Below are 23657 nucleotides of genomic sequence, written 5' to 3'. Positions count from 1 at the left end.
GGATCTCCAATCAGGACAGCCGTGCCAGCCGGTACAGCAGCAGGCCACCCATCGCCTGAAGGCCCAGCGCGCCGAACACCATCATGCGGCCGGTGGCGTCGGTCCACATGTGGGAGAAATAGTCGCCATTGGTGGTGACGATGGCGCCGCCCAGCAAGAGCGGCAGCAAGCCCAGGATCCAGGCGGAGAGGCGTGTCTCGGACGACATGGCGACCAGCTCCTGCTCGGCTTCTTCGTGGTCACGCATGAAGTGCGCCACCCGTTCGAGCAACAGGTCGGAGCGCCCGCCATAGCGCACGCCCAGCCCCAGGATGGACGCCACCAGGTACAACTCCTCGATGCGTGCCTTGCGGGCGATCTGCAGAAGCGCCTGGTCGATCTCCATGCCGGCCTTGATCAGTCCCAGGGTGTTGTCCATGTGGTGGCGCAGCGGGTATTTGGTGCCGGCCACGGCGGTCTGGAACGCCGCCTGGGTGGAGTGGCCCATCACGATCAGCCGCACAATCACATCGAGGAAGCCCGGCAATTGGCGCACGATGTCACGCCGCATGCGCTGCACGCGCAGCCAGATGAAAAAAGCGCCAGCGACCAGCATCAGCACGAACAGGCCGAGCGCGCTGACCGGACCCGAGAGTACCGCGGTGGTGCCCACTGCCACCACGATGGCGGCCGCGCCGCTGACCAAGGCGGCCGGCGGCAAGGCGCCCAGCAACCAGCCGGGCAGGCGCAGCTTCGTCTTGCGGGTCGGCACCGGCGCGGGGGGCGAGATGGTGGCCGGTGCCACGAACCGCAGGCCGCTGTGGGCCAGAGGAGTGGCGAGCACGGGCTCGGCCTTTTCGTCGATCTTGTCGGCGACATGGCGCTGTGCGAAGCGGCGTTGCTGGCGGCGCACGGAGCCATCCCACAGCAGCACGCCGCCCGCCCCCAGCAGCAGCGCCAGGGCCAGGGCGATGGCGGCCGCTTCAGACATGGACCGGATCCCGTGACGGCTGCTGTTGCTTCAGCAGGCTCTGGCGCAGGCGCGCGATCTTGGGCGAGTGCGGCAGCACGCCCATGGCCACCCAACGGTCGGTTTCCTTGCCGTCGGCCTGCGCCACGGGCTCGTGGCGGAACAGCTCCTGCATGGCGACCATGTTGTCGTTCACGCCGGTGATTTCGCTCACCGAGAGAATGCGCCGCGTGCCGTTGGGCAATCGGCCGATCTGCACGATGAAATCGATCGCGTTGGCGATCTGGCGGCGCAGGCTGAGTTCGCTCCCCTGGTATCCCGCGAAGCCGGCCAGCATTTCCAGGCGGTAGAGGCATTCGCGCGGAGAACTGGCGTGAATCGTGCCCATGGAGCCGTCATGGCCGGTGTTCATCGCCTGCAGCATCTCCACGACTTCGCCCCCGCGCACTTCGCCCACGATGATGCGGTCGGGCCGCATGCGCAGGGTGTTGCGCAGCAGGTCGCGGATGGCCACATTGCCACTCCCGTCGTAGCCGCCCGGGCGGCTCTCCAGCCGCACGACGTGCGAATGCTTGAGCGCGAGTTCGGCGGTGTCTTCGATCGTGACCACGCGCTCGGATTCGGGCACGAAGCTGGCCAGTGCGTTGAGCAGCGAGGTCTTGCCCGAGCTGGTGCCACCGCTCACCAGAATGTTGCAGCGCGAGCGCACCGCCATCTCCAGCAGATGGCCGATGGCCTGGTCGAAGGTGCCGAGTTCGAAGAGCTCCTCGGGGCTGAGCGGATCCTTGCGGAACTTGCGAATGGAGACCGCCGGACCTTCGATGACCAGGGGCTCGATGATGACGTTGATGCGGCCTCCGTCGCTCATGCGCGCGTCGACCATGGGGTTGGATTCGTCCAGGCGACGGCCAATGGGCGCCAGGATGCGGCGCACGATGCGCATCAGGTGCTCGTTGTCGGTGAAGTTCAGCTGTTCCTTCTGCAGCTTGCCGCGGCGCGAGACGTACACCTGCTTGCAGCCGTTGATGAGGATGTCCTCGACCGTGGGGTCGTTGAGCAGATCCTCCAGCGGTCCGAAACCGGCGAACTCCTTGGTGAGCGCATCGGCCAGGAGGAGGGTCTCGCGGGCGTTGATCGGCACGCGGTTCTGGCGTACCTGCGTTTCGCATTCGAGGTGCACGAACTGCTGCACGGAACTGCGCGACCAGCGCCCGAACTCGGCGCCCAGTTCTTCGATGCGGTTGAGCAGGTGTTCATGGATAAAGGTCTTGACGGACTGGAACTCCGAGGAGTTCAGGAACGCCTGCTGGTTGTCGGAAAACTCGACGTGTGCGGCCATGTCTGCTATCTCCGGATCCACTTGTTGAGCATTTGCGCCATGCGCGGTGTGCGGCTGGGGAATTCGATGCCCTCGGACGCCGCACTGCCGTCGAGCAAGGGCATGAGGTGGCGCGCCATCTCGCCCACGGCGGTCACATACGGGTCGTTGCGCGCGGTGCGGGCCAGCAACTGGCCCTGGCAGGAGGCGCTCAGCAGTGCACTCGCGCGGGCCGGCAGCACGTGCGCCAGCGGCAGGCCGAGCTGGTTCGCGATGTCCAGCGCGGTCAGGTTCACGAACGGCTCGAACTTGTTGACCACGAGCGAGATCTGCTGGACGTTCACGTCATGGTCGCGCAGCTCGCGCAGCAAGGACGCGGTGGAGACGATGCCGCCGATGGACTGGTCGCACACGATCCAGATCTTGTCGGCATCGCGCGCCACGTGGGCCACGAAGTCGATCGAACTGAACCCACCCAGATCGGCAATCTGCAGGTCGAAGAACTCGGTGAGGCGCTGGATCAGCGAGGCCGATTCGGTGTGCGAGATCTCGCGGATCTGCGCCAGGTTGGCGGGCAGGGGCAGCACCGCAGCGCCACTGTCGTGCTGGGCCAGCGCGGTGTGCAGCAAGGTGGGGTCCAGGCGGTGCAGGTTCTGCACGCCGTCGACGAAGCTGAATTCGCTTTTTAGGCCGAGGTAGAGCAGGTTGTCGCGCGCGGGCAGGCCCAGGTCCAGCAAGGCAACGCCTTGGCGGCGCCCCGCTTGTGCGGGCATGCGCGGCTGCGTGGCGCTGCGTTGCGCCTGCAGCAGGGCGGTGAGGTTGCAGGCCAGCGTGCTCACGCCCAGGCCAGCGCGCGCGCCCAGCAGGGCGACGGTGCGGCCCTTGGTCTGGGGTGCGGCGCGCGCGCTCTGCCGGCGGGTCATCAGGTCCTGCAGCACCGGCAGCACTTCGCCGAGCGGGCCATCGACATCCAGGAAATCGTCCACGCCGGCGCGCAGGGCGGCCAGCGTGGTGTTCGCTTCGTTGGCATGGCCGGTGCCGATGAGCAGCAGTTCGGGCCAGTCGCGCCGCAGGCTGGCGGCCAGGCGTGTGCTGCGCAAGGCCTGATCACCGGAGAAGTCCAGGAACACCGAGCGCGGCGTGCTGGCCTGGATCTGTTCGTTCAGGAAGCGCTCGTCGAGTGCGACCGTGGTGACCTGACCGAGCTGACCCAAGGCCGCATTCAGCCAGCCCGTGTGTTCGCGGTTGTCCGACGCGAACAGGTACACGCCGCGGCCTTGGACGCTGGCTTGGAGGGGGGTGGGCATGCTGGTCATGGTGGTCGGGTGGGGCTTCAGCGGGAGAAGCCGGGCAGGGCTTCATCGCCGCCGACACCCACGAAGTAGTCGCGCCAGAATGAGGGGTCGCGCTTTTCGTTCTGGCCGGGCAGGGCCTTGTCCAGCGCCGTGCCTTGTGCGAAGGGCTTGACGAGGTGCGGGGTGACCACGATCACCAGTTCTCGTTCGTTCTGCTGCAGGTCCTGGCGCTTGAACACCGTGCCCAACACGGGGATGTCGCCCAGTCCGGGCACCTTGTCCACGTTGGAGGTGGTGGTGCGGCTCACCAGCCCGCCGATGACGAAGCTTTCGCCGTCGCCGAGCTCCACGGTGGTGTCGGCGCGGCGCGTGGCAATGGCCGGCAGCGTGAGGCCGCTGAGCGAAATCGCGTTGGTGTAGTCCAGCTCGCTGGCTTCGGGCGCGACCTTGAGCACGATGCGCTGGTTCGACAGCACGGTGGGCGAGACGGTGAGGCCCACGCCGAAGGGTTTGTATTCGACGGTGGTGGTGCCCAGGCTTTGGGCGACGGGCACGGGAATCTCGCCGCCGGAGAGGAAGTTGGCGCTTTGGCCCGAGAGCGCAACCAGTGTGGGTTCGGCCAGCACACGGGCCAGCCCGTTGCCTTCGAGCAGGCCCAGGTTGAGCGCGATGTTGGCCTTGCTGAAGCTGGCCAGCAGACCGAAGGCCTGCGCGAACGGCGAGGTGGCTTCGAAACTGAGCGCGCCGTTCTGGGCGACGCTGGTGCGGTTGAGCGAGCTGGGCGAGAACACGCCGAAGCTGAAGCCGTGCCGGTTCGGCGCGGTGCTGAAGAGGTTCAGGCCGGCCTGCTTGAGCACCCGCTTGTTGAACTCGACGATCTTCACTTCGACCTGCACGCTCTGGCTTTTCACGTTGAGTGTGGAGCGGTCGGAGAGGGCCGCCTTCTCGGGCTGCGTGGCGAGCGCGGCGTCGCGCGCGGCCTGGTGTTCGGCCGCCGAGGGGAAGCTGCCCTGCAACACCGCCGCATCGCGTTGCACCTCGATCGAGTAGGTGGTGGCCACGGCGCTGCCGCGTTCCCACACCATCATCGACGTGCTGCCCGGTGCCTTGGCCGTGATCAGCAACCGGGCGGCGGCGGTGCTGCCCGCGCCTTGCGTCTTGCGCGACACCATGACCGAGGCGACTTGTTCGTTGGCGATGGCAATGCGGTCTACACCTTTGTCGATCAAGAGTTCCCGCTGGGTGCCGACGGACAGCTGCACTTGCTGTGCGGCAGGCTGCGCAGTACCGACCTGCGCCGCCACGGTACCGCAGGTGCCGAGCAACAGCAGGCCGGACCACAGTGAGGCACTGGAAGACGTTCGGGTGGAGGACATAAGGAACATGCGTTGCACCTGGTGGTTGGGGGCGCGAGCGTTCAGTAGCGAACGGTGTCGCGGCGGTCGCCGCGGAAGATCTCGACCTCATGGCCCGATGCCGGCGCAGCGGTGCGTACGGGGCGGGCCTGGGCCGATGGCGTGAAGTTGGCGCGGCTGCGCGCCGTGCTGCCGCCGCTGGCCAGGTCCTGCGTGGTCAATCCGGCGACCGCGCGGTCCACGCCGCTCAGAGGCGCTGTGCCCCGCTTGCCGGCCTGGGGTTGCAAGGCGGCCTGCAGTTCGGCGAAGAGGGTCGGGTCCGGCTCGGCGGTGTCGTTCGGATGGCGCAGCGCCAGCAAGAGCCGCCCGTGGGCCTCGCCCAGCGCCAGGCGGTTCACGTCTTCCACCGCCACCGCCAGCACCGCGGTGCGCGCAGGTTGGCCCGAGCCGGCCTGCGGCTTCTGGGAGGCGCGGCCCTCGCCATGGGTGGGCATGCCGTCTACCGAGGCGCTGCCATAGGCCAGCACGCGTGTGCGGGCGAGCAACAGGCGCGATTGGCTGCGCTCGACGTCGCGGCCGTCGGCCTTCAAGGCAAAGAACACGTCGACGAAGTCGCCCGGGCGCACGCTGTTGCCCACGCCCATCACTTCGTCGGCCTTGACGGCCACGGCGCGTTCGCCCGCTTCCAGCCGCATGGACAGGCCGGAGACGAGCTGGTTTTCCAACAAGGGCGAGCCGGTGCCGAGGTCGAACACCGGCACGCGGCCCACGACTTCGGAGACGCTCATGAACGCGCCACCGGGGTTGATGGTGAGTTGGGCCACGCGCAGCGCGGAGGCCTCGATGGCCTGCCCGGCGGGCAGGGGCTGGGTCGCCACGACGATCGGAAAAGTGGCTTCGGCCGGCGCGACCTTGGCCACGCTGGGCGGGGCGACCACGGCGGGCGCAGGCTTGCGGCTGAGCATCCAGGCGTAGGCGCAGAGCACGAGCGCGAGCAACACCAGGATGACGGCGATGATTTTGGAGAATCGGATCATGGTGGTGTGGGGTCGTGGCGTCTGCTGTGGGGCGTTCAGGCCGGGAGGCCCGAAGCCATGAAAACGAGGGTGGAAACCGCGAGGTAGGCGGCCAGGGGAATCGGGCGCGAATGCGTGCCGTCTTCGCGCGGCCGTCCAGAGAGCGCGAGTGCCAGGCGTGGGGCGACGGGCCAGTGTTGCAGGGCTACCCAGAGCAAGCCGTGAAGGCCGGCCAGCAGGCTGGCCACCAGCCAGATCGGCAGCAGCGGTTCAAGTCCCACCCACAGGCCCAGGGCCCCCGCGAACTTCACGTCCCCAGCGCCCATGAGCCCGAAGGCGTAGAAGCACAAGAGGCCCAGGAACGCGGCCGCGCCGCCCAGCAGCGCCGGCGTCCAGCCCAGTCCGAAGGGTTGCGCGTCGAACGCCACGGCGCCCAGTGCGAGCGCGATGCCGACCAGAACGAACGTGTTGCGCACCCGGCGCTGAAGACCATCCTGAGCGATGGCGATCAGCAGCCAGAGAAGCAAGGCGAGCTTCATGTCGGACGGCCTCGGTGGCATGCGGCTCAGCCGCCGGTCGCGCCCGTGGTGGCCACGGTTTTCACGTGGGTGAAGATGGCGTTGAGGGTGCCCTTGACGCCAGCGTCGCTGTTGAAGACCGCGAGCAGGATCACGGCCATGAGGCCGGCGATGATCCCGTATTCGATGGCGGTAGCACCTTCTTCGTCGCGCAGAAATTGGCGGATATGTGCGTTCATGATGGACTCCTTGGTGAAACAAGCGGTTGTTGAAAATAGAAAACTTTGGGTCTAAATTTTGTCGGTCATTGAGGTTTTGCTGAATCCATTGGGCCGTCTATTCGGTTGTTTTGTGCTGCCCATCGTGCAATCAAATTAGGTCCTTGGACCTCGTGTGGCTGGGAAAGCCAGCAGCATTCCAAGTGTGTTTTTAATAACTTATCCTCCTCAATTCCAATTCAACAATGAATCCAATGGTTCTCTTGTCAAACATTCCTTACACGGACATTCAATATTTCCCTACGATCAATTTATCCTTGTTTTTAAAGGATTTTTTCGAGTGACCCATGAGAGGTGGGAGACTTTCCTTGCGATACAGATGCTATCGGCGAGGCGTTTCCATGGTGAAGCAAATATGCGGGTATTTACCCTTCATTAGCCGCCTTTCATGGCGCCATTGTGAGATTTTTTGCATTCCATTAACGAACGGAATGGGGCTATTGAGGTCTCCCGGCAAATGTGGACTGGAATCGCCTGGGTCCAAAGTCGTATTTCAGACAATTCCCACCAATCGCTGGTTTTGATGCGACCGATAGTCCATCCTATTTCTGACCACTCGGTTCAAATAGCGAGGTGGTCGAATTGCGGCCGGGAAGTCGAGGGGCAACGGGGCGGCGATTTGCGGCGTCTGATGAGCACAGGCCGGTTCGGCCCCAAACGGACGCTGCCAGCGGTCGAAGAGCTGCGCCCATCCGGGTAAGTCCGGGTGGGTGCGGCATGGTCTGTTTGTAGAATTACGCGTAATTACGTGTGATTACAGAAACATTCGCATGCTCAACTCCCTGCACGACGAAGTGGCCACGAAGCTGCGCGAACGCATCTTCGCGGGCGAGCTGGCGCCGGGCAGCTTCGTGGACGAGCATGCCCTGTGCGCGCAGCTGTCGATTTCTCGCACGCCCTTGCGCGAGGCGCTCAAGGTGCTGAGCGCCGAAGGCCTGGTGCGGCACGAGCCACGGCGGGGCTGTTTCGTGCGCCAGGTGACGGAGCGCGATCTGGATGAAATCTTCCCCGTCATCGCCTTGCTGGAAGGGCGCTGTGCGTTCGAAGCGGCGCGCAACGCCACCGATGCCGACCTCGCGGCCCTGCAACAACTGCACGACCGGCTCAACGAGAGCGCGCAGGCACGGCGCATCCAGGACTACTTCGATGCGAACTACGCCATCCACGAGGCCATCATCACCCTGGCAAACAACCGCTGGCTGGCGCAAGTGATCGGCGATCTGCGCAAGATCGTCAAGCTGGCGCGCCTGCAACAGCTGCACGCACCCGGGCGGCTGGACCAAAGCCTGTCCGAGCACATGGCGGTGTTCGCGGCGCTCAAGGCGCACGATGCCGAAGGTGCCGAAGCCGCCATGCGCACGCACCTCACGCGCCAGCGCGTGGCGCTGCGCGAACTGGCGCGCAGCCAGACCTCTCGATTGACGGAACCTAGGGCCTATTAACACTATTTTTCCAAGATGCGTTGCGGAACCAAAAGGCCATGCGCAAGGCGCGAAACGCAGACGGGCCGGTGGCCCGGCGAGGCTTCGCAACGCGGCGCATGGCCTTTTGGGCCGCAACCCGAAGGGAAGGGGTTGAAAACAGCGCCACTCTTCGTTGCACTCCTAGGCCAGACGCCCAGTCTGGCCGTCGTCGCGCGCCTCGATTGGCGCTGTTTTCAACCCCTTCGCACTTGGAAAAATAGTGTTAACAGGCCCTAGACCATGACACCTCCCGATTGGCTCGCCCAGGGCGTCTCCCTCCTGCGTCCCGGCACCAAGGCCCACACGCCCCGGACCACCCGCGAGCGGCTCAAGGCCACGCTGCGGCACGAGGAGGAGGCGATGTCGCCGCGCATGCTGCGCCAGGCGCTCAAGCAACTGCAGGCCATCGTCGACCCGGTGGTGAGCGAGGTGGAAGGCGGGCGCCGCGCGCAGGCGATGATGGACGGCTATGCCTCGGCCAGCCTGCCGCACCGGCGCGACCTGTGGCTGCTCCTGAGCGAGCATTTCGTGGCCGATCCGGATCGGGCGAAGAAGGCGCAAGAACAGTTCGCCGCGGCCGTGGGCACGCCCGACGAAGCCGCGGCCGAGGTGCGCTACCGGCGCGCCACGGTATCGCCTCGGCGGCGTGTGCTGCAGCGCTTCAGCGCCAACCCGGATGGCGTGCGCTTCCTGGTGGACATGCGCGCCGAATTGCAACCGTACCTGCGCAGCGACAAACGCCTGGCCGCGCTCGACGTGGAGATGGAGTACATGTTCTCCACCTGGTTCGACGTGGGCTTTCTGGAGCTGCGCCGCATCAGCTGGGACTCGCCGGCTTCGCTGGTGGAAAAGCTCATCCAGTACGAAGCGGTGCACGACATCCGCAGCTGGGCCGACGTGAAGAACCGGCTCGACAGCGACCGCCGCTGCTACGGTTTCTTCCACCCGCGCCTGCCGGGCGAGCCGCTGATCTTCGTGGAGGTCGCTCTCATGAACGAGATCGCCACCAGCATCACGCCGCTGCTGGACGAAACCGCCGCGCCAGCCGACCTGGACAAGGCGACCACGGCGGTCTTCTATTCGATCAGCAGCACCCAGGCCGGCCTCAAGGGTGTGAGCTTTGGCGACTCGCTCATCAAGCACGTGGTGGACACGCTCAAGGCGGAATTCCCGCGCTTGCGGACCTTCGTCACCCTGTCGCCCATTCCCGGCCTGCGCGCCTGGCTCTCGAAGAATGCACCGGCCGACCTGCTCAAAGCCTGGGAGCGCACGCAGGAATGGCCGGAGAGCGCGCCCGAGCGCCGCGCCCTCATGGGTTGGGCCGCGCGCTACCTCGGGGAGGAGATGGACGAGGGCCGGCCGCGCGATCCCGTGGCCCGTTTCCACCTGGGCAACGGCGCGCGCGTGGAGCGCCTGAACTGGGCCGCCGACCCCTCGCCCAAGGGACAGAAACAGTCCTATGGGCTGATGGTCAACTACCTTTACGATCTCAAGCGCCTGGACAAGCACCGCCTGTCGCTGGCGCAAGGAAAAGTCCCGATAGCGGCGGCGATCAAGAGCCTCTACCTTTGACACTGCCTATTTCAACCCGAGGAGACAACCCCATGACGGACAGCCTGAACAGAAGAGACATCCTGCGCGCGGCGGTGGCCGGCGCTGCCCTTGTCGGATCGGCGGCGCGCGCCCAATCGGCCTGGCCCAGCAAGCCGGTGACGCTGATCGTGCCGTTCCCGGCCGGCGGCGGCACCGATGCCTTCGCCCGGCCGATGGCCGCGCAGTTCGCCCGCCTCTCGGGCAAGAGCCTGGTCATCGACAACCGGGGTGGCGCGGGCGGCACGCTGGGCGCGGGCATTGCCGCGAAGGCAGCACCCGATGGCTACACCTTGTTCATGGGCGCGGTGCACCACACCATCGCGCCCAGCATGTACCCCAAGCTCGACTACGACCTCGAAAAGGACCTGGTCCCGCTCATCCTCGTGGCCAGCGTGCCGCAGGTGGTGGTGATCAACCCCAAGCGCGTCGCATCCAACAACTTCAAGGAATTCCTGGCCTTGGCAAAGTCCAACCCGGGCAAGCTCAACTACGCCTCGGCGGGCAGCGGCACCTCGCACCACCTCGCGGGCGAATTGTTCAAGCAGCAGACCAACACCTTCATCACCCACATTCCCTACCGCGGTGCCGGCCCGGCGCTCAACGACCTCATTGCCGGCCAGGTGGATGTGATGTTCGATGGCCTGGGTTCTTCGGCGGGCCACATCAAGGGTGGCCGCATCAAGGCGCTGATGGTCTCGGGCAAACAGCGCAGTCCCGCCCTGCCGGATGTGCCTTGCGCGGCCGAGATGGGGCTGCCCGACTACAACGTGACCACCTGGTACGGCGTCTGGGCGCCCAAAGGCACGCCGGCCGAGGCGCAGAAGGGAGCCATCGAAGAGATCCGCAAGGCGGTGTCGACCGACGAAGCCAAGGCCGTCTGGGCCAACCAGGGCGCGGAGTTCGCCAATGTGAGCGGCCCGCAGTTCGATGCTTTCGTCAAAGGTGAAATTCAGAAATGGGCGCAGGTGGTGAAGGCCTCGGGCGCGAAGCTCGAATGAGCGGGCATGTTCAGTGTGTCGTCGAGCACGCGCTGGCGCGCGTGACGCTCTCCAACCCGGGCAAGTTCAACGCCATGTCGCGCACGATGTGGCGCGAGCTCAAGGCGGTGTTCACCGCTTTGCAGGCGCGCTCCGATGTGCGCGGCGTGACCGTGGCCGGGGAGGGCGGACACTTCTGCGCCGGCGGTGACATTGCCGAGTACCCCGACTTCCGTTTCGATGCGCGCGAACTGCGCGACTTCCACGAGAACGACGTGTGGGGCGGCTTGGGCGCCATGCTCGCCTGCGACCTGCCCGTGCTCGCGCAGATCGAGGGCAACTGCATGGGAGCAGGCGTGGAAATCGCGAGCTGCTGCGACATCCGCGTGGCGGGGCAAGGGGCGCGTTTTGGCGCGCCGATTGCCCGGCTGGGGTTTCCCATGGCGCCGCGCGAAGCCCAGCTCGTGGCCAGCGAGGCGGGTGTGGCCACGGCGCGCGAGATGTTGTTCGAGGCGTCCGTGTTCGATGCCGCGGAGATGAAAGCGCGCGGCTTCCTGAACGCGGTGTTGCCCGATGCCGAGGTGGCGTGCGACGTGCAAGCCCGCGCGCAGCGCATCGCGCGCCTGGCGCCGCAGGCCGCGCGCTTGAACAAACAGACCTTGCGCGCGTTGCGCGGGGGACAGCCGGTGCATGCGCTGGTGACGCATGCCTACGATTACGCGGACGAGGCCGAGCACCGCGAAGGCATCGCGGCCTTTCTTGCCAAGCGCCAGCCGGTGTTCTCCTGACCCTTTTTTCGTTTTCCTTTTCGTTTCTGCCCCCGAATTCGAACCATGAACAACCAGAACCTGTACGCCGCCTTGCGCGCGGCCTTTCCCGTCGACCTGGACAGCACGGCGGTGGAAACCGTGGGCGGCGCGCACGCCGGCCTGCGCTATTCCTGGCGCGATCTGGACCGCGCCAGCGCCATGATGGCCAACCTGTTCGCCTCGATGCAGTTGCCCGAAGGTTCGCGCATCGCGGTGCAGGTGGAGAAGTCGGTGGAGGCCTTGGTGCTGTACCTGGCCACGCTGCGTTCGGGCCATGTGTTTCTGCCCCTCAACACGGCCTACCAGGCCGGCGAGATCGCGTACTTCGTGGGCAATGCCGAGCCCGCCGTGGTGGTGTGCAGCCCGGGCAATTTCGGCTGGGTGTCCAAGATCGCCTTCAAGGCCGGCACGCGCCATGTGTTCACCCTGGGCGATGACCGCACGGGCACGCTGCTGGACCGCGCCGCGCACCACAGCGACGTGCACGAGCCAGCCCAAAGCCGTGCCGAGGACCTGGCGGTGATCATCTACACCAGCGGCACCACCGGGCGCAGCAAGGGCGCGATGCTCTCGCACGGCAACATGCTGAGCAATGCGCGGGTGCTCAAGGACTATTGGGGCTGGCAGGCGGACGACGTGCTGATCCACGCTTTGCCGATCTTCCACGTGCACGGGCTGTTCGTGGCGATCCACGGCGCGATGATCAATGGCAGCCCGATGCTGTGGCTCAACAAGTTCGAGCCGCGTGCGGTGGTGGAGCTGTTCCCGCGCGCCACGGTGTTCATGGGGGTGCCCACCTTGTATGTGCGCCTGCTGGCCGAGCCGGGTCTGACGAAAGCCCAGGCCGCGCACATGCGGTTGTTCATCTCGGGTTCGGCGCCGCTGCTGATCGAGACCTTCGACGAGTGGAAGGCGCGCACCGGGCAGACCATTCTGGAGCGCTATGGCATGAGCGAAACCGTGATGATCACCTCCAACCCCTACGAGGCGGACGCGCGTTTCGGCGGGCAGGGCGAGCGGCGCGGCAGCACGGTGGGCTTTCCTCTGCCGGGCAACGAGCTGCGCGTGGTGGACGATGCGAACCAGCCGATGCCCACCGGTGAGATCGGTGGCATCCAGGTGCGCGGGCCGAACGTATTCAAGGGCTATTGGCGCATGCCGGAGAAGACGGCCGAGGAGTTCACGGCCGATGGCTTCTTCCGCACGGGTGACGTGGGCCGTGTGGATGCGCGGGGCTACGTGAGCATCGTGGGGCGCAGCAAGGACCTGATCATCTCCGGTGGCTACAACGTGTACCCGGCCGAGATCGAGGCCGCAATCAACGAAATGCCGGGTGTGGCCGAGAGCGCGGTGGTGGGCGTGCCGCACCCGGACTTCGGGGAGGTGGGGGTGGCGGTGGTGATTGCCAAGCCGGGCGCGGCCTTGGACACGGATCGGATCATTGCTTCCCTGAAAGCCTCGCTGGCGAATTTCAAGATTCCCAAGCGATGCTTGGTGGTGGCGGAGTTGCCCCGCAACACCATGGGGAAGGTGCAGAAGAACCTCTTGCGCGAGGAGCACAAAGGGTTGTTCGTTTCCTGAAGTTTTTCGCTGCTGGGGTTCTTCTCCTGCTGGAACGGCCCTCGGCGACCGGGGTGCCCGGCTCCGCGGGTGTCCCCCGGACCGGCTGCGCCGGAAACCCCGATCACCGAGGGCCTTTGGGTGTGCGTGCTTTAAATGCGTGTCAGCAGGCGGCCTACGCTGGCCAAGGCGTTCTCCCTGGTCGCTGCATCGGTGGCGCTTTCCGCCAGGTAGGCGGTGACGATGATCGGTGCGCGTTGCACCGGGAACGCGATGCCGATGTCGTTCGCGTCGTCGCCTGCCGTGCCCGTTTTCTCGCCGATTTGCCAGCCGACCGGCAGCCCCGCCCGCAAGCGCTTGCCGCCGGTGGTGTTGGCCAGCAGCCATTGCGTCAGACGGTCGCGCGATTCGGGCGCGAGTGCCTTGCCCAGAAGCAGTGTGCGCAGCGTGTTCGCCATGGCGCGCGGTGTGGTGGTGTCCAAGGGTTCGCCACTGGCGGCGCGGCGGTTGAGTGCGGGTTCGGTGCGGTCCAGACGTGTCTCGCTATCGCCCAGGCGGCGCGCGTAGGCGGTGAGCGCGGCCGGGCCGCCGTAGCTCGCGAGGATAAGGTTGGCCGCGGTGTTGTCGCTGGTGGTGAGGGTGGCTTCGCAGAGCTGCGCCAGGCTCATGCCGTGGCCGCCCACATGGCGCTCGGTCACCGGCGACCAGGAAACCAGGTCCTCCTTGGAGAACCGGATGCGCCGCTGCAGCGACTCCACGCCCCGGTCCACGCGGTCCAGCACCAGGGCGCTGGCCAGCAGCTTGAACGAGCTGAGCATGAGGAAACGCTCCTCCGACCGCCAGCCCAGCTCCAGCCCGGTGCTGGTGTCGATGATGTGCACGCCCAGGCGGCCTTTGGCCTTGCGCTCGATGTCGCGCAGAGCCTCTTGCAAGGGGCTTTGATCGGCCCAAGCATTTTGAAGGGATGCCGCAAGAAGGGCGGAGCCGCAAGACAGGCAGAAGCTGCGTCGATGGATCATGGTTTTCCTGTAAAAGTTAAAGAGAAGGCGCGTATCGTAGAAATGTCCTGCCTTGCATTCAAACGGAAATAATCGAGGCCTTACCAAAGAAAAACTTGGGGCTTTCCATGGATCTGCCACTCAATGCCTTGCGCGCCTTCGAAGTCTCGGCGCGGCACCTGAGCTTCACGCGCGCCGCGCAGGAGCTTCACCTCACGCAGACCGCCGTGAGCCAACATGTGAAGAACCTGGAGCAGCGCCTGGGAAAACCGCTGTTTCGGCGGGTGCCCCGCGGCCTGGCGCTGACCGACGAAGGCCTGGCCTTGTTGCCCGCGCTGGTGGATGCCTTTGCGCGCATGTCCGCCACGCTGGAGTCGTTCAAAGGGGCACAGAAGCGTGAGGTGCTCTCCGTGGGCGTGGTCGGCACGTTCGCGGTGGGCTGGCTGCTGCCCCGCCTGCGCGATTTCCAGGCGCGCCACCCATTTGTCGAGTTGCGGCTGTCCACGCACAACAACCGCATCGATCTGGCCGCGGAAGGCCTGGACTGCGCGATCCGCTTCGGCGATGGGCAATGGCCCGGCATGCAGACGCGCCATTTGCTCGACGCGCCGTTGACGCCGCTGTGCGCGCCTTCGCTGGTCCACCGCATCCGCGCGCCCGCCGACCTGGGGCGCGAGACCTTGCTGCGCTCCTTCCGGTCGGACGAGTGGCCGCAATGGTTCGAGGCCGCCGGCACGCCGTGTTCGTTGCTGACCGGTCCCGTGTTCGATGCGTCTCTGGTGTCGGCTGAGGCTGCCGCGCAAGGCGCTGGCGTGGCGCTGTTGCCAGTCGCGTTGTTCGATCGTGACTTGCGCAGCGGGCGCCTGGCGCGCCTGTTCGACGTCGAGGTGAATGTAGGCGGTTACTGGCTCACACGGGTGAAGACACGGCGCAAGAGCACGGCGATGAAGGCGTTTCAGGATTGGCTGGAGACGCAGTTCGCGGATGCGAAGGCAGTCTTATGAGTTCATAATTCGAGAATTGTGGTATTGTCATGCCGTGAACGAAGAAGACGTCATTCAATCGCTGGCCGCGTTGGCCCATACCGTGCGGCTCCAGGTGTTTCGCGCACTGGTGGTCTGCGGCCCTTCCGGCATGACCCCTGGCGTGATGCACGAGGGCTTGGGCATTCCCGCCACCACCCTGTCGTTCCATTTGAAGGAGCTGGCAACGGCGGGCCTGGTCACCTGCGAGCGGGTCGGCAAGAACCTCATCTACCGGGCAGCCTTCGACCGCATGAATGCCTTGCTCGGCTATCTCACCGACAACTGCTGCGCGGGCGCAGCCTGCGCCGCCGAACCCTCGGGGGCGGCTTGTGGCTGCTGAGACCGCGCTGCGCGCGGCACCCGCAAGCGCCATGGGATTCTTCGAGCGTTATCTGTCCCTGTGTGTTGGGCTGTGCATCCTCGCCGGCATGGCGCTGGGTCAGGCGATGCCCGGTTTCTTCCAGTCGGGCGCGGCCTTGGCCACGGTCGTCGGTGTGCTCATCGAGGTGCCAGTGATGCTGGCGATGGTGGCCATCGTCAACCGGTCGCAGGGCTGGTACGAGCGCGGCATGACGCCGAGGATCCCATGAGCATCACGATTTTTCACAACCCCCTGTGCGGCACGTCGCGCAACACGCTGGCGCTGATCCGGCATGCGGGTATCGAGCCCACCGTCGTCGAGTACCTGAAGACACCGCCGTCCCAGGCGCGTATCCGGCAACTGCTCGCGGCGATGGGCATGCCCGTTCGGGCGCTGCTGCGCGAAAAGGGCACGCCGTACGCGGAGCTTCAACTCGGCGATGCGCATTGGAGCGACGAGCAGTTGCTGGACTTCATGGCGCAGTACCCGATCCTGATGAACCGCCCCATCGTGGAGACGCCGCTGGGCACGGCACTGTGTCGGCCATCGGAAGTGGTGCTGGAGCTGCTGCCGGTGGGGCCGCTGCCACCGTTCACCAAGGAGGACGGGGAGGTGGTCGTGGACACGGGCGCGCGGCGTGCTTGACGCAAGCCATGCAAGGTGAGCGGCGCGGCCTGAGCGTGGCGGCGTTGGGCGCCGCGCAGACCCTGGCCTGGGCGTCTTCGTACTACCTGCCGGCCATGCTGGCAGCGCCCATGGCACGCGAACTGGGTGTCTCGGTTCCGACGGTCTTCGCGGCTTTCTCGGTCGCGTTGGTGGTCTCGGCCTTGTTGGGGCCCCGTGCCGGTGCGGCGATCGATCGGTGGGGCGGCCGGCCGGTGTTGATGGCAACCAATGTTCTCTTCGCGCTCGGTTTGATGGGGCTCGGATTTGCGCAGGGGCCCATCGGACTCTTTGCCTCCTGGATCGTCATCGGCATCGGCATGGGCAGTGGCCTGTACGAGGCCGCGTTTGCCTCGCTGGTGCGCTTGTATGGCAAGGAGGCGCGCGGCGCCATCACGGGCATCACGCTCATCGCCGGGTTCGCCAGCACGGTGGGCTGGCCCCTGTCGGCATGGATGGAAGCGCACATCGGGTGGCGCGGTGCCTGCCTGGTCTGGGCGGCACTGCACCTGGTGCTGGGGCTGCCGCTCAATGCCTTGCTCGCACGGGCGCCGACAACGCTGCCCCAGCCAGCACGCGCAGACCCCATGCCGCGCGAGGTGGTGAAAAGTGCGTCCGTGGGGCGGGCGACTTGGGTGCTTTCTTTCGTGTTCGCCACGACGTGGTTCATCTCCACGGCAATGGCCGCGCACCTGCCACGCTTGCTCCAGGCAGCGGGCGCCACCCTCGCCAGTGCTGTGTTTGTGGGGGCGCTTATCGGGCCTGCCCAGGTGGGCGCGCGCTTGCTGGAGTTCGGTTTTCTGAGCAAGGTCCATCCGCTGCTGTCGGCCCGGCTGGCGTCGGCTCTGCACCCGTTGGGCGCCGCGGCGCTGGCGCTTTGGGGTGCGCCAGCGGCGGCGGTGTTCGGCATCCTGCATGGCGCGGGCAATGGCATTCTGACCATCGCCAAGGGCACGCTGCCCCTGGTCGTCTTCGGCCCGCACGGGTACGGCCAGCGCCAGGGTGTGTTGATGGTGCCTGCCAGGTTCGCTCAGGCGTTGGCGCCCTGGCTGTTCGGGCTGGCGCTTGACCACTGGGGGGCGGGCGCGCTGGTGCTGTCATCCGCCGTGGGGCTCCTGGCGTTCCTGGCGCTTTTTCTGCTCCCCGCCCGGGCCCCGGTCAGAGGCTGAGCCGACGCCCGTGAGGCCTTACCTCAGCACCAGCACGGGAATGTGCGAGTGCGTCAGCACCTGTTGCGTTTCGCTGCCCAGCAACAGGCGCTTGATGCCGCGGCGGCCGTGCGAGGCCATCACGATCAGGTCGCACTTGTTGCGCTTGGCCGTGGCGATGATGGCTTCGGACACCAGGTCGGACTTCACCGTGACCGGCTTGACCTTCACCTCGCGCAGTTGCCCGGCCGACTTCACCGCGTTCACGGCGACCAATGCCTGTTCCTGCCATTGCTTTTCGATGCGGCCCACCTCGGCGGCGGCCAGCGCCACACCGCCTTCGAAGTAGGACTGCGGATAGCGCGGGACCACCTTGAGCGCCACCACGTCCGCGCCTGTCAGGTCGGCCAGATTGAGGCCGTGTTCTACCGCCTGATCGGACAGCTTCGACCCGTCGGTGGCAATCAGAATTCGCTTGTACATGTTGATTCTCCTTCTGTGGTTGACCGGTCCAGCGTAACAAAGCATCGGCATTTGTGCTTGATCTATGTCAAGAGCGCAGCTCACGGCGTGGACTACGCTTGCGCCATGCATTCTGCAGTCTCCCCATCTCTTGCCGCAAGCCGTGTGCCCGGGCTGGTCGGGGACTGGGTGGACGAACACCGGGGATCGCTGACGGTCACCGACGATTTCGCGGTGCTGGACGATCCCGTGGAGCAGGAAGCGTTCACCCGGTCGTTGACCGCGGATGCGCCGGCCGGCAGCGGGGCCGAGTCGGTCCTCGTGGTGCAGGGCATGTATTGCGCGGCCTGCGCCGACGCGGTGGAGTCGGCCTTGCAAGGCATGCCGGGCTTTCTGGGCGCCCAGGTCCACGCGGCCACGCGGCGCCTGGCCCTGCAGTGGGACCCGGCGCTCACGCGCCTGTCCACGCTGGCCCGCGCGCTCGGTCAACGGGGTTACCGGGTGCTGCCGATGCCCCAGGCTGCCTCGGTCAGCGAGCGCCTGCGCGAAACCCGGCAGGCCCTCTGGCGCCTGTTCGTGGCCGGCTTCTGCATGATGCAGGTGATGATGTTCGCGTGGCCCGCGTACGTCGCCGAGCCGGGTGAGATCCCTGCCGACATCGACCAACTGCTGCGCTGGGCCAGCTGGGTGGTCAGCCTGCCGGTGGTGTTCTTTGCCAGCGGCCCGTTCTTCGCCAACGCCTGGCGCGATCTTCGGCACGGCCGCGTGGGCATGGACACGCCGGTGTCCATCGGCATCCTCGTGACCTTCCTGGCCAGCTCTGCCGCGACCTTCGACCCCCATGGTCCCTGGGGCTCGGAGGTCTGGTTCGACTCGCTGACCATGTTCGTGTTCTTCTTGCTGGGCGGGCGCTACCTCGAACACAAGGCGCGCGACCACACCGCGGGTGCGCTGGACGAGCTGATGAACCGTTTGCCGCAGGTGTGCGACCGGCAGAAGCCCGATGGCAGCTTCGAATCGGTCTCGCTGCGCCGCCTGCAGGTGGGTGACGTGCTGCGCGTGCGCGCAGCGCAGGCGTTTCCCGCCGATGGCGAACTGCTCGATGCCGACGCGCTGGTCGACGAGGCGCTGCTCACCGGCGAGTCGCACCCGGTCGCGCGGCGGCAGGGCCAGGCGCTGGTGGCCGGCAGCTTCAACCTGGGCGGGCCGGTGCGCGTGCGGGTGGCGCGCCTGGGCCGGGACACGCGCTTCGCGCAGATCGTGCAGCTGATGGAGCGGGCCTCGACAGAGAAGCCGCGCCTGGCCGTGCTGGCCGACCGCGTGGCCGCGCCGTTCCTGCTGCTGGTGTTGCTGGCCGCGGCGCTCGCGGGCGTGACCTGGTGGCAGCTCGACCATTCGCAGGCCCTGGCCGTCGCGGTCGCAGTGCTGATCGTCACCTGTCCCTGTGCGCTCTCGCTCGCCACGCCGGCGGCCATGCTCACCTCCGCCGGCGCCCTGGCGCGCCGCGGTGTTCTGGTGCGGCGGCTGCAAGCCTTCGAGACCCTGGCCCAGGTGGACGCGGTGGTGTTCGACAAGACCGGCACGCTCACACACGACCGGCCCGCGGTGCGCGAGATCCGCACGCGCGATGGCGTGGATCGCGCCCAGGCGCTCGCGCTCGCAGGGGCCTTGGCCGAAGGCTCCTTGCACCCGGCCTCGCGCGCCATCGTCGCGCAAGCGCTGGCCGAACACGTTGTGCTGGCACCCCTGGCCGGCCACACCGAACAGGCGGGGCAGGGCATGCAGGCGGTGCAGCCCGATGGCGCTTGGGTGCGCCTGGGCTCTGCGGCCTTCTGCGGTGCCGCGTCCTGGGAAAACCATCCGGAGGCGCCCACGGTGCACCTGGCCGACCCGAGCGGCTGGTTGGCCAGTTTCCGCCTCGAAGAAGGTTTGCGCGACGACGCGGCGCAGGCGGTGGCGGCCTTGCGCGAGAAGGGCGTGCGCACCTGGCTGCTCTCGGGCGATCATGGCCTCGCGGCGCTTCGGGTGGGGCAGGCCGTGGGGGTGGACCACATCATCGGTGGCGCGTCGCCGGAGCAAAAGCTCGCCGAAATCCAGGCACTGCAGGCGCGCGGCCTGAAAGTCGCGATGGTGGGCGATGGCCTCAACGACGGTCCGGTGCTCGCGCGGGCCGACACCTCGTTCGCGCTCGGCCATGCGGCCCCACTGGCGCAGGCGCAATCGGACTTCATCGTGCAGGGCGGCCAGGTGATGGACGTGGTGCGCACCCTGACCCAGGCGCGCAACACGCTGCGCACGGTGCGCCAGAACCTGGCCTGGGCCGCCGGCTACAACCTGGTGTGCGTGCCCCTGGCGCTGCTGGGCTATATGCCGCCGTGGCTCGCCGGCCTGGGCATGGCGGCGAGTTCCTTGCTAGTGATCGGCAATGCCTTGCGCCTGGCGCGAACCTGAAAGCATGGACGTTCTCTTTCTCCTGATTCCGCTCTCCGTGCTGCTGGTCTTCGGCATCATCGGCGTGTTCTGGTGGGCGCTGCAAGGCGGCCAGTTCGACAACGTCGAACGCGAAGGCGAGCGCATTCTGAAGAACGATTGACGTAGGTCAAGGTGCGAACGCCGCGCCTTGCCGACACTGCTTGCATGACACTTGCGAGGAGTTGTGTATGTCAGTGACCAGCGGGACCCGCCCATCGGCAGAGGTCTACAACGACAAAGTCGTTCGGCAATTCGCCATCATGACGGTGGTATGGGGCGTGGTGGGCATGCTGGTGGGCGTGATCATCGCCGCGCAGCTCACCTGGCCTGCGCTCAATCTGGGCATCGAATGGCTGTCGTATGGCCGCCTGCGGCCCTTGCACACCAACGCGGTGATCTTCGCCTTCGGTGGTTGCGGCCTGTTCGCCGCCAGCTACTACGTGGTGCAGCGCACCTGCCAGGTCCGCCTGATCTCCGACCGGCTCGCGGCCTTCACCTTCTGGGGTTGGCAACTGGTCATCGTGCTGGCCGCGATCACGCTGCCCATGGGCTACACCTCGGGCAAGGAATACGCGGAGCTGGAGTGGCCGATCGACATCCTGATCACGTTCGTGTGGGTGTCCTACGCCATCGTGTTCTTCGGCACCATTGGCATGCGCAAGGTGCGCCACATCTACGTGGCCAACTGGTTCTTCGGCGCCTTCATCCTGGCCGTGGCGGTGTTGCACCTGGTCAACAGCGCCGCGTTGCCGGTGGACCTGTTCAAGAGCTACTCGGCCTACGCCGGCGTGCAGGACGCGATGGTGCAGTGGTGGTACGGCCACAACGCGGTCGGCTTCTTCCTCACCGCCGGTTTCCTGGGCATGGTGTATTACTTCATCCCCAAGCAGGCCGAGCGCCCCGTGTACAGCTACCGCCTGTCCATCGTGCACTTCTGGGCGCTGATCTTCACCTACATGTGGGCCGGCCCGCACCACCTGCACTACACGGCCTTGCCCGACTGGGCGCAATCGGTCGGCATGGTGTTCTCGCTCATCCTGCTGGCGCCCAGCTGGGGCGGCATGATCAACGGCATCATGACCCTCTCGGGCGCCTGGCACAAGCTGCGCGAAGACCCGATCCTGCGCTTCCTGATCGTCTCCCTGTCGTTCTACGGCATGGCCACTTTCGAGGGGCCGATGATGTCGATCAAGACGGTGAACGCGCTCTCGCACTACACCGACTGGACCGTGGGCCACGTGCACGCCGGTGCATTGGGCTGGGTCGGCCTGATCACCATGGGCACGATGTACTACCTGATCCCGCGCCTCTACGGCCAGAAGCAGATGTACTCGGTGCCCGCCATCGAACTGCACTTCTGGATCTCGACCATCGGCATCGTGCTCTACATCGCCGCGATGTGGATCGCCGGCGTGATGCAGGGCCTGATGTGGCGTGCGGTCAACCCCGATGGCAGCCTGACCTACACCTTCGTCGAGTCGGTGAAGGCCACCTTCCCCTTCTATCTGATCCGCCTGAGCGGCGGCGTGCTCTACCTCGCCGGCATGGTGCTGATGTTCTGGAACATGGTCATGACCGCGCGCAACGGACGGGTGCAAGAGGCCCGCATTCCAACCCTGAATCCGGCTCAAGCCTGAGGACACGCACATGGCCCAAGAAAAGCCACAAGGTTTCACCCACGAGCGGATCGAGACCAACAACTTCCTGATGATCGTGCTCATCGTGCTGGTGATCGCGGTGGGCGGTCTGGTGGAAATCGTTCCGCTGTTCTTCCAGAAATCCACCACGCAACCGGTGCCCGGCCTCAAGCCGTACTCCGCCTTGCAGATCGCCGGACGCGACGTGTACGTGCGCGAGGGTTGCTACAACTGCCACTCGCAGATGATCCGCCCCTTCCAGGCCGAGACGCTGCGCTACGGCCACTACTCGGTGGCGGGCGAGTTCGTCTACGACCGCCCGTTCCAGTGGGGCAGCAAGCGCACCGGCCCCGACCTGCACCGCGTGGGCGGCCGCTATAGCGACGAATGGCACCGCATCCACCTGATCAACCCGCGCGATCTGGTGCCCGAGTCCAACATGCCGGCCTACCCCTGGCTGGAGAAGAAGACCGTGGACGCGGCCGGCCTGCCCAGGCGCATGCAAGCGCTGCGCACGCTGGGCGCGCCGTACACCGACGAAGAGATCGCCGCGTCCAGCGACGAGGTGAAAGGCAAGACCGACTTGGACGCACTGATCGCCTATCTGCAGGTGCTCGGCACCGCAATCAAGTGAGCACCTGGAGAGCACACATGGACATCAACGTTCTGCGCAGCACTGTCACCGTGATCAGCCTGTTGACCTTCCTGGGCATCGTTGTCTGGGCCTGGTCCCGGCGCAACCAGGCCCGCTTCGACGACGCGGCCCTGCTGCCGTTTCGCGACGAAGCGCCCCAAGACAGCACGAGAGAACCCTCATGAGCGACTTTACGAGCGATTTCTGGTCCTGGTACGTGGCCGGCCTCACGCTGGTCAGCATCCTGGCGTGCCTGGTGCTGCTGTGGGTCAGCGGCACCGCCAAGGTCAAGGCCACGGCCGACAACACCACCGGCCACGTGTGGGACGAAGACCTGCGCGAAATGAACAACCCGCTGCCGCGCTGGTGGGTCTATCTCTTCATCATCACTGTGGTGTTCTCGCTGCTCTACGGCTTGCTGTACCCCATGTACGGCAAGTACCCGGGCATGTTGAACTGGACGTCCGGCAGCCGCTACCAGAACGAAGTGGCCAAGCGAGCCGAAGAGATCGCGCCGTTGTACGCGCAATTCAACGGCATGGAGCCCCAGCAGCTCGCGGGCAACGCACAGGCCATGGCGATCGGCGAGCGCCTGTTCATGAACAACTGCGCCACCTGCCACGGCTCTGACGCGCGCGGCGCGCGCAGCTTTCCCAACCTGACCGATGGCGATTGGCTCTGGGGTGGTGACCCGGCCACGATCAAGGCCACCATCATCTCCGGGCGCATGGGCGTGATGCCTCCCATGGCCGCGGCCGTGGGCTCGCCCGAAGACGTGCGCAACGTCGCCCACTTCGTGCTCAGCCTCTCGGGCAGCCCGCACGACTCGGTACGCGCGGCTCTGGGCCGACCCGCCTTCGCCGCCTGCGCGGCGTGCCATGGCGCGGACGGCAAGGGCAACACCGCCATGGGCGCACCCAACCTGAGCGACAAGGTCTGGCTGCACGGCTGGGGCGAAGAGGCCGTGGTGCGGGCCATCACCAAGGGCTTCAACAACCAGATGCCGGCCCAGGCTGACAAGCTCAATGCCGACCAGATCCACGTGTTGAGCGCGTATGTGTGGGGCATGTCGAACAAGGCGTCGCCAGCGCCCAACTGATCGACCGACCGACCGACGCGCGCGAGA

24 protein-coding genes and 1 pseudogene are annotated in these 23657 nt (G+C 66.4%); 16 read left to right on the top strand and 9 right to left on the bottom strand.

Annotation, left to right across the window (positions count from 1 at the left end; translation table 11 throughout):
• Positions 1–10: 10 nt before the first annotated feature.
• Genes F9K07_RS16865 through F9K07_RS16835 form a run of 7 tightly spaced genes read right to left on the bottom strand, consistent with a single transcriptional unit; the run spans position 11 to position 6690 of the window.
• Positions 11–970 (bottom strand): type II secretion system F family protein, encoded by a 960-nt coding sequence (locus F9K07_RS16865; protein ID WP_159594532.1) that lies wholly within the window; start codon positions 968–970, stop codon positions 11–13.
• Complete coding sequence (locus tag F9K07_RS16860; protein WP_159594531.1) at positions 963–2288, bottom strand: CpaF family protein; 1326 nt, start codon at positions 2286–2288, stop codon at positions 963–965. The genes F9K07_RS16865 and F9K07_RS16860 overlap by 8 nt, the downstream gene beginning before the upstream one ends.
• 5 nt (positions 2289–2293) lie before the next feature.
• Positions 2294–3574 (bottom strand): histidine kinase, encoded by a 1281-nt coding sequence (locus tag F9K07_RS16855; RefSeq protein WP_159594530.1) that lies wholly within the window; start codon positions 3572–3574, stop codon positions 2294–2296.
• Positions 3575–3600: 26 nt separating this feature from the next.
• Positions 3601–4938: a type II and III secretion system protein family protein gene (locus F9K07_RS16850; protein WP_236581292.1), complete on the bottom strand. Its 1338-nt coding sequence runs from the start codon at positions 4936–4938 to the stop codon at positions 3601–3603.
• A 41-nt stretch (positions 4939–4979) separates the two neighbouring features.
• Positions 4980–5954, bottom strand: a complete 975-nt coding sequence (gene cpaB / locus F9K07_RS16845) for a Flp pilus assembly protein CpaB (protein ID WP_159594528.1) — start codon at positions 5952–5954, stop codon at positions 4980–4982.
• Positions 5955–5989: 35 nt separating this feature from the next.
• On the bottom strand, positions 5990–6472 hold the full coding sequence (locus tag F9K07_RS16840; protein WP_159594527.1) for an A24 family peptidase: 483 nt from the start codon (positions 6470–6472) through the stop codon (positions 5990–5992).
• 26 nt (positions 6473–6498) lie between these two features.
• Positions 6499–6690: a Flp family type IVb pilin gene (locus F9K07_RS16835; RefSeq protein WP_159594526.1), complete on the bottom strand. Its 192-nt coding sequence runs from the start codon at positions 6688–6690 to the stop codon at positions 6499–6501.
• 809 nt (positions 6691–7499) lie between these two features.
• Between F9K07_RS16835 and F9K07_RS16830 the strand changes: the two genes are divergently transcribed.
• From F9K07_RS16830 to F9K07_RS16810, 5 genes are all read left to right on the top strand, one after another.
• A complete protein-coding gene (locus F9K07_RS16830) occupies positions 7500–8171 on the top strand; it encodes a GntR family transcriptional regulator (RefSeq protein WP_442907334.1) in 672 nt (223 codons plus the stop codon).
• A gap of 261 nt (positions 8172–8432) precedes the next feature.
• Entirely contained in the window at positions 8433–9764 is a 1332-nt protein-coding gene (locus F9K07_RS16825; RefSeq protein WP_159594525.1) for a malonyl-CoA decarboxylase, read from the top strand.
• Between the two features lie 32 nt (positions 9765–9796).
• Complete coding sequence (locus F9K07_RS16820; protein ID WP_159594524.1) at positions 9797–10783, top strand: Bug family tripartite tricarboxylate transporter substrate binding protein; 987 nt, start codon at positions 9797–9799, stop codon at positions 10781–10783.
• On the top strand, positions 10780–11550 hold the full coding sequence (locus tag F9K07_RS16815; RefSeq protein ID WP_159594523.1) for an enoyl-CoA hydratase/isomerase family protein: 771 nt from the start codon (positions 10780–10782) through the stop codon (positions 11548–11550). Before F9K07_RS16820 ends, F9K07_RS16815 begins: the two co-directional genes overlap by 4 nt.
• A gap of 45 nt (positions 11551–11595) precedes the next feature.
• Complete coding sequence (locus tag F9K07_RS16810) at positions 11596–13152, top strand: malonate--CoA ligase (RefSeq protein WP_159594522.1); 1557 nt, start codon at positions 11596–11598, stop codon at positions 13150–13152.
• Positions 13153–13283: 131 nt separating this feature from the next.
• On the opposite strand, the gene bla is transcribed toward F9K07_RS16810, so the two are convergent.
• Positions 13284–14063, bottom strand: coding sequence for a class A beta-lactamase (gene bla, locus F9K07_RS16805; protein ID WP_236581291.1), 780 nt, complete (start codon positions 14061–14063; stop codon positions 13284–13286).
• 194 nt (positions 14064–14257) lie between these two features.
• Between bla and F9K07_RS16800 the strand changes: the two genes are divergently transcribed.
• From F9K07_RS16800 to F9K07_RS16780, 5 genes and pseudogenes are all read left to right on the top strand, one after another.
• Entirely contained in the window at positions 14258–15133 is an 876-nt protein-coding gene (locus F9K07_RS16800; protein WP_159594520.1) for a LysR family transcriptional regulator, read from the top strand.
• A 34-nt stretch (positions 15134–15167) separates the two neighbouring features.
• The gene (locus tag F9K07_RS16795) at positions 15168–15494 is read left to right on the top strand and encodes an ArsR/SmtB family transcription factor (RefSeq protein ID WP_159594519.1); all 327 of its coding nucleotides are present in this window, start codon (positions 15168–15170) and stop codon (positions 15492–15494) included.
• A gap of 124 nt (positions 15495–15618) precedes the next feature.
• A pseudogene (locus F9K07_RS16790) lies at positions 15619–15744 on the top strand (arsenical-resistance protein); the annotation flags it as partial.
• Positions 15741–16160, top strand: a complete 420-nt coding sequence (gene arsC, locus F9K07_RS16785; protein ID WP_159594518.1) for an arsenate reductase (glutaredoxin) — start codon at positions 15741–15743, stop codon at positions 16158–16160. The pseudogene F9K07_RS16790 and the gene arsC, both read left to right, overlap by 4 nt.
• An 8-nt stretch (positions 16161–16168) precedes the next feature.
• The gene (locus F9K07_RS16780; RefSeq protein ID WP_159596971.1) at positions 16169–17347 is read left to right on the top strand and encodes an MFS transporter; all 1179 of its coding nucleotides are present in this window, start codon (positions 16169–16171) and stop codon (positions 17345–17347) included.
• Positions 17348–17365: 18 nt separating this feature from the next.
• Here F9K07_RS16780 and F9K07_RS16775 read toward each other — a convergent pair whose 3' ends face one another.
• Positions 17366–17809, bottom strand: coding sequence for a universal stress protein (locus F9K07_RS16775; protein WP_159594517.1), 444 nt, complete (start codon positions 17807–17809; stop codon positions 17366–17368).
• Between the two features lie 105 nt (positions 17810–17914).
• Here F9K07_RS16775 and F9K07_RS16770 point away from each other — a divergent pair, with 105 nt between their 5' ends.
• From F9K07_RS16770 to ccoP, 6 genes are all read left to right on the top strand, one after another.
• Entirely contained in the window at positions 17915–20239 is a 2325-nt protein-coding gene (locus tag F9K07_RS16770; protein WP_159594516.1) for a heavy metal translocating P-type ATPase, read from the top strand.
• Between the two features lie 4 nt (positions 20240–20243).
• Positions 20244–20381: a cbb3-type cytochrome oxidase assembly protein CcoS gene (gene ccoS / locus F9K07_RS16765; RefSeq protein ID WP_159594515.1), complete on the top strand. Its 138-nt coding sequence runs from the start codon at positions 20244–20246 to the stop codon at positions 20379–20381.
• Positions 20382–20448: 67 nt separating this feature from the next.
• Complete coding sequence (gene ccoN, locus F9K07_RS16760; RefSeq protein WP_159594514.1) at positions 20449–21897, top strand: cytochrome-c oxidase, cbb3-type subunit I; 1449 nt, start codon at positions 20449–20451, stop codon at positions 21895–21897.
• A gap of 10 nt (positions 21898–21907) precedes the next feature.
• Complete coding sequence (gene ccoO / locus F9K07_RS16755) at positions 21908–22531, top strand: cytochrome-c oxidase, cbb3-type subunit II (protein ID WP_159594513.1); 624 nt, start codon at positions 21908–21910, stop codon at positions 22529–22531.
• A 17-nt stretch (positions 22532–22548) separates the two neighbouring features.
• Positions 22549–22716, top strand: a complete 168-nt coding sequence (locus tag F9K07_RS16750) for a cbb3-type cytochrome oxidase subunit 3 (RefSeq protein WP_159594512.1) — start codon at positions 22549–22551, stop codon at positions 22714–22716.
• On the top strand, positions 22713–23630 hold the full coding sequence (gene ccoP, locus F9K07_RS16745; RefSeq protein ID WP_159594511.1) for a cytochrome-c oxidase, cbb3-type subunit III: 918 nt from the start codon (positions 22713–22715) through the stop codon (positions 23628–23630). The genes F9K07_RS16750 and ccoP overlap by 4 nt, the downstream gene beginning before the upstream one ends.
• Positions 23631–23657: the final 27 nt, after the last annotated feature.

It is taken from the genome of Hydrogenophaga sp. BPS33 (genome assembly GCF_009859475.1).
Classification (GTDB): domain Bacteria; phylum Pseudomonadota; class Gammaproteobacteria; order Burkholderiales; family Burkholderiaceae_C; genus Hydrogenophaga.
This window is presented reverse-complemented; position numbering and strand designations above follow the sequence as displayed.